This is a genomic window from Maribrevibacterium harenarium (assembly GCF_006385675.1).
Lineage (GTDB): Bacteria > Pseudomonadota > Gammaproteobacteria > Pseudomonadales > Marinomonadaceae > Marinomonas > Marinomonas harenarium.
The window spans coordinates 1-7,277 of the sequence record NZ_VFRR01000070.1 but is presented as its reverse complement, the minus strand read 5'-3'; the positions used below and the strand labels follow the sequence as shown (position 1 = coordinate 7,277).

The following is a 7,277-nucleotide window of genomic DNA, read 5'->3' as shown; positions in this document are numbered from 1 at the left end:
TCCGGTATCTACTTTAAAGAAGGGACGATCGTGGATGCGACGATCATTGAGGCAGCAAGTTCCACTAAAAATAAATCTAACGCCCGTGATCCTAAGATGCGCCAAACACAAAAGGGGAAGCAGTGGTACCACTACACCCCAAGGGAACGGTTAATCAACTATTCAAAGATTCTCTCGAAATACGAAGTTATTGATAGTACCTAATGATCCAAAGTTTTGACTATAAACTTACTAAGTGTAAAATTATTTGAAAAACTAGGGATGGTGGCAGACTGCTGCCGACAGAGGTAAGTAATGACGCAAGAGTATTTGTTAACGTTTCTTGAACATGGAGTTATTGATCTCAATGGAGACGATTCCAGACTCGAAAAACTCCGATCCACCGCTACAGATTTATCGTCAGTCCTTCAGGACTCGCCATCGAGAACTATACGATACACATTGGTTGCAGCTGCCCCCAATATACTCAGCACTGACCCAACCATAGAAGAAGCTATGCAGGCACTGCGTGCTCATTGGACAACTGTTGCCAATGCATACAAGGGAGGGGTTCCAGTGGCTTTACTGCGGGCAATACTGCTTGAAGCACTGGTTCAGTCAGCTCGCAAAGAAGACTCGATTGCCGTAGCCTTCGTCAATACAGCTCGAAATGCTCTTGCTTATTCTGAAAGCTCTTCCGAGAGCCAGGTCTGGAAGACTGCTGTTAGCGAAATCGAAACCAAAGTTGATGCTCGGGCTGAGTCGGAATGGGCGACGCCGGAAATGATTACTGTCTCTCCATTACGTTATAAAGCCTCAGCTTCAAAAGCGCAGGAGCTTGAAGCTCCAGTTGTAGACCGTGATGAACTTAAGCAAAAAATCCGCTCTGCTGCAGGGCCGGGTGGAAGTACACCCAGCAATCAATATAACCCCAACAGCCCCCCGCACTGGGCTAACGAATTTTCACCTATGATGGGAGACGCTATTGCTAATTCTATTGATGAAATCGCAGCAAAGCTAACTTCAAATCCTATAGATATTTCTGGTCCACTGTCTGCATTGGCAAAAGCTGTCGCAGGCCACGTTGATAAAGCGCTAACCAGTTTTAGTGGAGCAACTGCTGGCTTGCAACGTCGAACCAATCTGCTTTGGTGGAAAGAAGCTCTCTATTCTCCCAGTGTCCACGAAAGTTATCTTGACCTACCTGCGTTCGAAGCTGCAGCTCTTATGGCTCTGGACCTGCATCAACAGGTGCCAAGCTATTCACCAGCAAGCGTCTCAGCCTTTTTGAAAGAAGCGATTCGTAGCTTACAAGCAAATGATGAAGAACAAGAGTTTTCAAAGTTGCTTCATGCGGCAAGAACGACTGAGTTCATGCAGCCATTCCGGACGTTGGCAGCAGAATACGCACCTTCTCCAACTGGGCGAGGTCCTCTGTTATCGCTGATCGGTTACCCGCAGTCTGCGAATATTGAAGACACTGCGGCCTTATTAGCGTTTTCAGGTATTGATCCCCAACATAAGTTAGACCCAGCTGCTTGGGGAGCATATCTCTTCCGCGAGCTCCAGAGCGCACGGGCAACCCAAAGCGAACAATTCCAGCAAACTGAAAAGAGCTAAGGCAGCTATGGAAAAGTGCTTTAACCCCAACTGTTTTGCGGATGATAATACTTCTTGTGCTGACGGTTATATGACTCTGCAGCAATGTCCTGCGTGGAACAAAGATCACGAGGACGACAATCAGGCCCAAAAGGATCAGGCGATGTCTGAGCATATGATGCTGCCATGGAATGGTCTAGCAATGGGTGGGACTGACCTTAACTTTATTACAGGCAAGGGCAAACCCATCACTGTCGGTATTGTTGGGCCGGAAAGTGCGGGGAAGACTACTATTCTAGCCGCCTTATATTTGTTGCTAAGCCGGGGAGCCTACAAGTCTGAGAAGCACAGATTCAGTAACTCATACACGCTCTCAGGTTGGGAAGCTGTAGCCAACAGCTTACGTTGGCAGCCTGGTCAGCCCCCCAATTTTCCAGCACATACCCCGAGCGGGTTATCAAGATCTCCAGGAATGCTTCATCTGGCCTTTCGTCAGAACCATGAATTATGTGATTTCCTGTTTGCTGATGCTCCCGGGGAGTGGTTTCAGAAGTGGTCCGTCAACCAGCAATCCGAGGATGCTGAAGGTGCCCGCTGGATTAGTGAACACGCAGATGTAATTTTGCTCATTGCAGATAGAGAAGCTCTGGCAGGACCTGGAAGAGGACGAGCACGAAATGACTTTCAGCTACTTGCACAACGAGTAATCTCAGAAATGGATGGGCGGCCGATGGCCCTTGTCTGGACAAAAGGAGATATTGAAGTAGTACCAGCCATGGAGGAGGCGATAAGAAAAGCTGTGTCTTCTTATTCGTCTGATCTTCCTGAGTTCACTCTCAGCATAAGAGATACTAATGCTCCCTCGGCGCAATGCTTCCATGAGCTATTTGATTGGGTCTTTTCTTTTAAGCGTTCTGGTGTGGTTTTACCAGAAACAGCCCCAGTCAATCACGATCCTCTGTTTCGATTTGGTAGGAAATAAACGATGACAGTTGAACGAAGCATTCTTTTAATTGGCGAATCGAATGTAGGGAAAACTCACTATGGAGCTCAATTCCTGAAGCGTCTGATGGTCAGGGAGTGTTCACTCCAAATGTCTGGGGCCCCTACAAATGTTGAAGCTTTCACCAATGCCTTGGCGTGTTTAACTGAAGGAAAAGCGACAGCTCATACACCTTCGGAAGCTTACTTGGAAAGCGTATGGCCGGTTACTAGCTATGAAGGTGGCAAGGCAGAACTTGTCTGGCCAGATTATGGGGGCGAGCAAGTTAGTAGTCTAGTCGCTCAGCGTCAAATACCCGTCAAATGGAAAGAACGTGTGGTGGGGGCAACCGATTGGGTTCTAATGCTCAGACTGCAATCCATACGCATCGAAGAAGATCAACTCTCTCGTCCTTTTCATACGCTGTTTGAATGCAAAAAAGAGAACGATCAGGTCAAGGCTAGCGACCAACATGCTGATGGTGAACAATCTGACGCGTTTGAAATATCAGATCAGGCAAGAGCAATTGAGCTTCTTCAGATACTACTCTACTTTTCCAAAGCTAATTTGGATCAACCACTTAAACAGCCGCGACTGACGATTTTATTAAGCTGTTGGGATGAGTTGGAAGCAACCGAGCTACCAGAGCAGCTACTCGCTTCGAGACTTCCAATGCTATGGTCATTTTTGTCAAGCAACTGGAAATCTCCAGAAATCTATGGTCTTTCTGCTCTTGGCCGCCCACTCAGTATAGATTCACCAGATGAAGAGTATGAGATACAAGGGCCTGAAGAGTTTGGCTATGTAATATTGCCTGATGGCTCTCAAAATAAGGACATTACTCTACCGATACAACGCTTGATGGCTAAAGAGACCTGAGAATATGCGCATCGAACAAGCTGTCTATGGAGAGGTATCTGGCAGAGGACACGGCTTAAGAACTTCTAGTATGAAGAATTCTGAGTTAGCCAAGAGTCTCGCTTCTCACCTAGATCTACCAGATAGCATTCCTCTGGGAATATCTAATTGGTCGCCATTTGTACGTGGTTTTCCTATTGATGATCAATATGTGATAGCTCGAACATTTCTGGATCCAAGCGCATCTCGAAGTGGCATGGTATTAACCCATGCTCTGATCATTCGTATTGAGGAAATAGCTCATATTGAAGACTTCGCCTTTCTGTTTGAATGTTTGTTTTCAAGTGCAGATGAATTTCCTGACAATCTATCACCACTGATGCTCGTCCCTTCTCTTTGTAAATCGTCTCCAGATACAGAACTAATAGCAGCGGCCAATGCACTATCAGATCCAGCAGGGCGAACAGCAATTTGGCTCGGGGTAACAGGGTTTGAAGAGCTGGTTTGCTCTCTATGGAAAAACCTTTGGCCAGATCTAAGGCGAACATTCTCTTTTCGTTTAAGTTTTAGTCCAAAAGACATTGTTGATGACCCAAAGCCATCGATTGTTTGTAGTCCAGAGAAACTACAATCTCTTTGGATAAACCAGAATCTAATCAATCAAAACTCTGCTTTACCAATGTCCGAAATCGCACGGATTCTTTGTGGTCATGCTGATGTCACCCCAATCCTGAAACTGGCTAATAGTCTGGAAATAAAACTAGATTCATTGACAATGTTAGCTAGGTTAGAGCGTTTGAATGCTCTGCTTTCAGATAATTTCGATGTTGATTGTTTACTTGGTGCGCTACGTTTGACCGAAGGTCTCTCTAAGAACCCAGAACTTGGTAAAAAGCTTAAAACCAGCCTGATCAGTAAGATTAGTGCCTTAATATCCAAAGCAACTCTCAAGCAGCTTCTAGTAATGAGAAACCTGACATTAGTTGGGTTTAACGATACCAAGGAGATGTGGAATGCCGTCGAAAACAGAGTCTGCAATCTCGACTTTGGTGAGGTGAACGATGATGACTTGAGCAGCCTGTTCATATACTCAGTCAATCCGGATCTTGCGATATATGATTGGCGCGAGAGCATTCAGGCAGCGTTAAAAACAGTAGCCCATAAAAAGCCTTCGTCATTGTTTAGAGGTATATGGCGCTGCGTTCCGCTTGCTAATGATGCGTTTTCAGCTGCTATTTCTATCTTGCCAAAAACTGATGATATTGAGTCAGAGCTCGTGTTAGCGATCCCAAACAAACTATCTCCACCCAAAACTTCAGCTTTGCTTACCCCGCTACTAAAGAAGCAGTGGATAGTTGCACATGGGGCCGTACTGGGATCTGTATTATCACCGTTGGAAGCAGTTGAGCAGCAGATCCAGATAGATACTGATTCATCTAAGGATTCTGGTATTAGAGCCGCACTTAGATTCGCTACTCCAGCTCAGGTATTGGCATATGCAGTAAAATTCAAAGATTCGCGCTTAATTGAATGGGCTTCAGAATTAGCTGTTAACCATCCAGAAATTTTGCACGATATCCTGTGCAAAGATATTATCGAACAACAGGTTTGGAGACTCTCTATAGAGAAGAAACCTACACGGTGGAACTCTCCAAGTGACCCGATAAATGCCCGAGATACACTGCTAGTAATGCTGGAAAACGGAAGTCCCATTGATAATAGACTGCTCGAAGTACTGGCAAATACTCCTTTAGCCAATCTATATGAAGCACCAGATAGAGAGAACTTATGGAAACTCCTTCCAGCCAGGACTTGTGATCGTTATCTACAGGCCACTGTTTTTGGCTGGGTAGAAAGTGCAGAGCAATCCACTTCAGAAGAACAATTAGAAGCTGAACTTGAGCAGGCCATTGTAAGCAGTACTGCACTAGCTCAGGCACTTGCAAAGCCAACCATATCTATTACTACTCGTGTTTCAATGATCAGCAGCCTCCCATCTTTTAAAGAAGAGAATTTCATCTCATGGGCTGGTGACCTTCTAAACACTGTGAGACCAATCCAACACTCCGAAGCGGAACAACTGGGAAGGCTAATGTTTTCGAGACGCTGGAAGGCTGCTGTAAGGCATCTGGCAAGTCACCATGCTCCGTACAGGACTGACTTAAAACCGTGCTTAACGATTTGTAACGAGTTCCTCGATTGGTACACGGCTTGGAGGCTTGGCATATCAAAACCGAGTGCTTCAGATAAGTGGAGCGCTTTAGAAAGGTTAGTATGTGACTTATACCCTAATGGGCCTGATACCGATGAGCTGTGGTCCCGAGCAGGAGGGAATAATTGGGATCTTCTGAATCAGAGCCAGAGTGGGTTAACACGCTGGCATTCAGCTCTAAACAAGATTCGGTCTGGAGGTAGTCTAAAATCCAAGAAACTTATGGAAACTATGCTTGATGACTTTCCTGAAAATGAAGAACTAAAGTTTTTTTCCAATGATTCTGACATCCTAGGAATAAGCAGAAGTAAATTACCGTGGTGAATAAATGACCTCTATAGGATATCCGCAAGGCCATGCCTTGCTTATCGGTGTGGCTAATTATCAGAATGTTTCTAGTCTGCCAGATGCCGTACTAAACGATGCGAACGATGTTGCCACGACACTCGTATCACCAAGTTATTGTGGCTATTCCAATAACAATGTCACAGTGCTATTGGATGCAGACGCTACTAGAACATCTGTATTGGATGGCTTGGCTGAATTGGCTAAAAGAGTGAATCCAGATGACTCTGTCTGCATATTCTTCTCGGGTCATGGAGGAAGATTCATCGGTGACCAGGGAAATGAAGATAGTGTGTTAGCTACAGTGGATACCGATTTGAATGACATTAAAAATACATCTATAAGTTCTGACGAGCTAGCTCATGCATTTTCGCAGATCAAATCAAAACAGCTTCTTGTATTGATTGATGCCTGCCACGCAGGTGGAGCTGCAATTGGAAAAGCTCTCTCGGATGATAAAGGTAACGTACTCAAATCTGGTTTTAGTCAAAATACTTTCGAAAAATTAGCCGCAGGCACTGGTCGTGTACTTATAGCATCATGCCGTGAAGATGAAGTTTCGAATGTTTTTACGAATGCTAGGAATAGTGTGTTTACAACCACTTTATTGTCTGGATTACGTGGAGCAGCAGACAAGGATGCAAGCGGTTTGATTAAAGTGTTCGATCTATTCAATTACATATCTAATGAAGTGCCTAAGCTAATACCAGATACGCAGCATCCAATTTTTAAAGCTGATAATTTAGAAAACAACTTTGCGATTGCGCTTAATCAGGGCGGTAATAAGTCTCTGAATACTTCGACACAGAGGGTACCATCTGTTAATCCTAAAATTCAGCCGGAATGGGGAGAGCTGGAAAAGCTTTTAATCGAATTATACCCAATGGGCCCAGAAGACGAGGAAATTTGGAGCCGTGCTGGGGGAGATTTATCCCGTCTGCAAACCAGACGTAGCGGCCAAGCGGCTTGGCACGCGGCTATACGTACATTGAAACAAGGTGGAGGTGGACGGAATATCAATTTCAAAAGCTTGGTCGAATCTGCTATTGAAGATTTCCCTAACCACCCGGATTTAGGGAAATTTGAAGTATTGTAGCTTTACATATCTCTGTGAGACTGATGACATTTTATGTCGGAGAAAAGGTTTGGGACCCATATTTTAGCAAACATGCGATTAAGTCGGCAATGTGAGACAATCTAGCCGACTTGATCTGACTACGCCTCCTGCCAACCATGAACCAGCTCTCCTTTGCCGACACCGAATTCACCAGTAAACGCAGCAAAACCCGTAAAGAGCTATTT

At 45.0% G+C, this 7,277-nt stretch carries 5 protein-coding genes and 1 pseudogene; all 6 read left to right on the top strand.

The window, feature by feature from the left end; translation table 11 throughout:
- Positions 1–129, top strand: a pseudogene (locus FJM67_RS16585) (IS5/IS1182 family transposase); the annotation flags it as partial.
- Between the two features lie 165 nt (positions 130–294).
- Positions 295–1,599: a GTPase-associated system all-helical protein GASH gene (locus FJM67_RS16580; RefSeq protein WP_140591701.1), complete on the top strand. Its 1,305-nt coding sequence runs from the start codon at positions 295–297 to the stop codon at positions 1,597–1,599.
- 7 nt (positions 1,600–1,606) lie between these two features.
- Positions 1,607–2,560, top strand: coding sequence for an ATP-binding protein (locus FJM67_RS16575; protein WP_219846034.1), 954 nt, complete (start codon positions 1,607–1,609; stop codon positions 2,558–2,560).
- 3 nt (positions 2,561–2,563) lie between these two features.
- Entirely contained in the window at positions 2,564–3,439 is an 876-nt protein-coding gene (locus FJM67_RS16570) for a TRAFAC clade GTPase domain-containing protein (protein WP_140591698.1), read from the top strand.
- 4 nt (positions 3,440–3,443) lie between these two features.
- Positions 3,444–5,954: a GAP1-N1 domain-containing protein gene (locus FJM67_RS16565; protein ID WP_140591695.1), complete on the top strand. Its 2,511-nt coding sequence runs from the start codon at positions 3,444–3,446 to the stop codon at positions 5,952–5,954.
- Between the two features lie 4 nt (positions 5,955–5,958).
- Positions 5,959–7,071, top strand: a complete 1,113-nt coding sequence (locus tag FJM67_RS16560) for a caspase family protein (protein WP_140591692.1) — start codon at positions 5,959–5,961, stop codon at positions 7,069–7,071.
- Positions 7,072–7,277: the final 206 nt, after the last annotated feature.

Bases quoted from the DNA above. Each gene is read 5' to 3' on its own strand.
- FJM67_RS16580 (WP_140591701.1), top strand. From the start codon at position 295: ATGACGCAAGAGTATTTGTTAACGTTTCTTGAACATGGAGTTATTGAT.
- FJM67_RS16575 (WP_219846034.1), top strand. From the start codon at position 1,607: ATGGAAAAGTGCTTTAACCCCAACTGTTTTGCGGATGATAATACTTCT.
- FJM67_RS16570 (WP_140591698.1), top strand. From the start codon at position 2,564: ATGACAGTTGAACGAAGCATTCTTTTAATTGGCGAATCGAATGTAGGG.
- FJM67_RS16565 (WP_140591695.1), top strand. From the start codon at position 3,444: ATGCGCATCGAACAAGCTGTCTATGGAGAGGTATCTGGCAGAGGACAC.
- FJM67_RS16560 (WP_140591692.1), top strand. From the start codon at position 5,959: ATGACCTCTATAGGATATCCGCAAGGCCATGCCTTGCTTATCGGTGTG.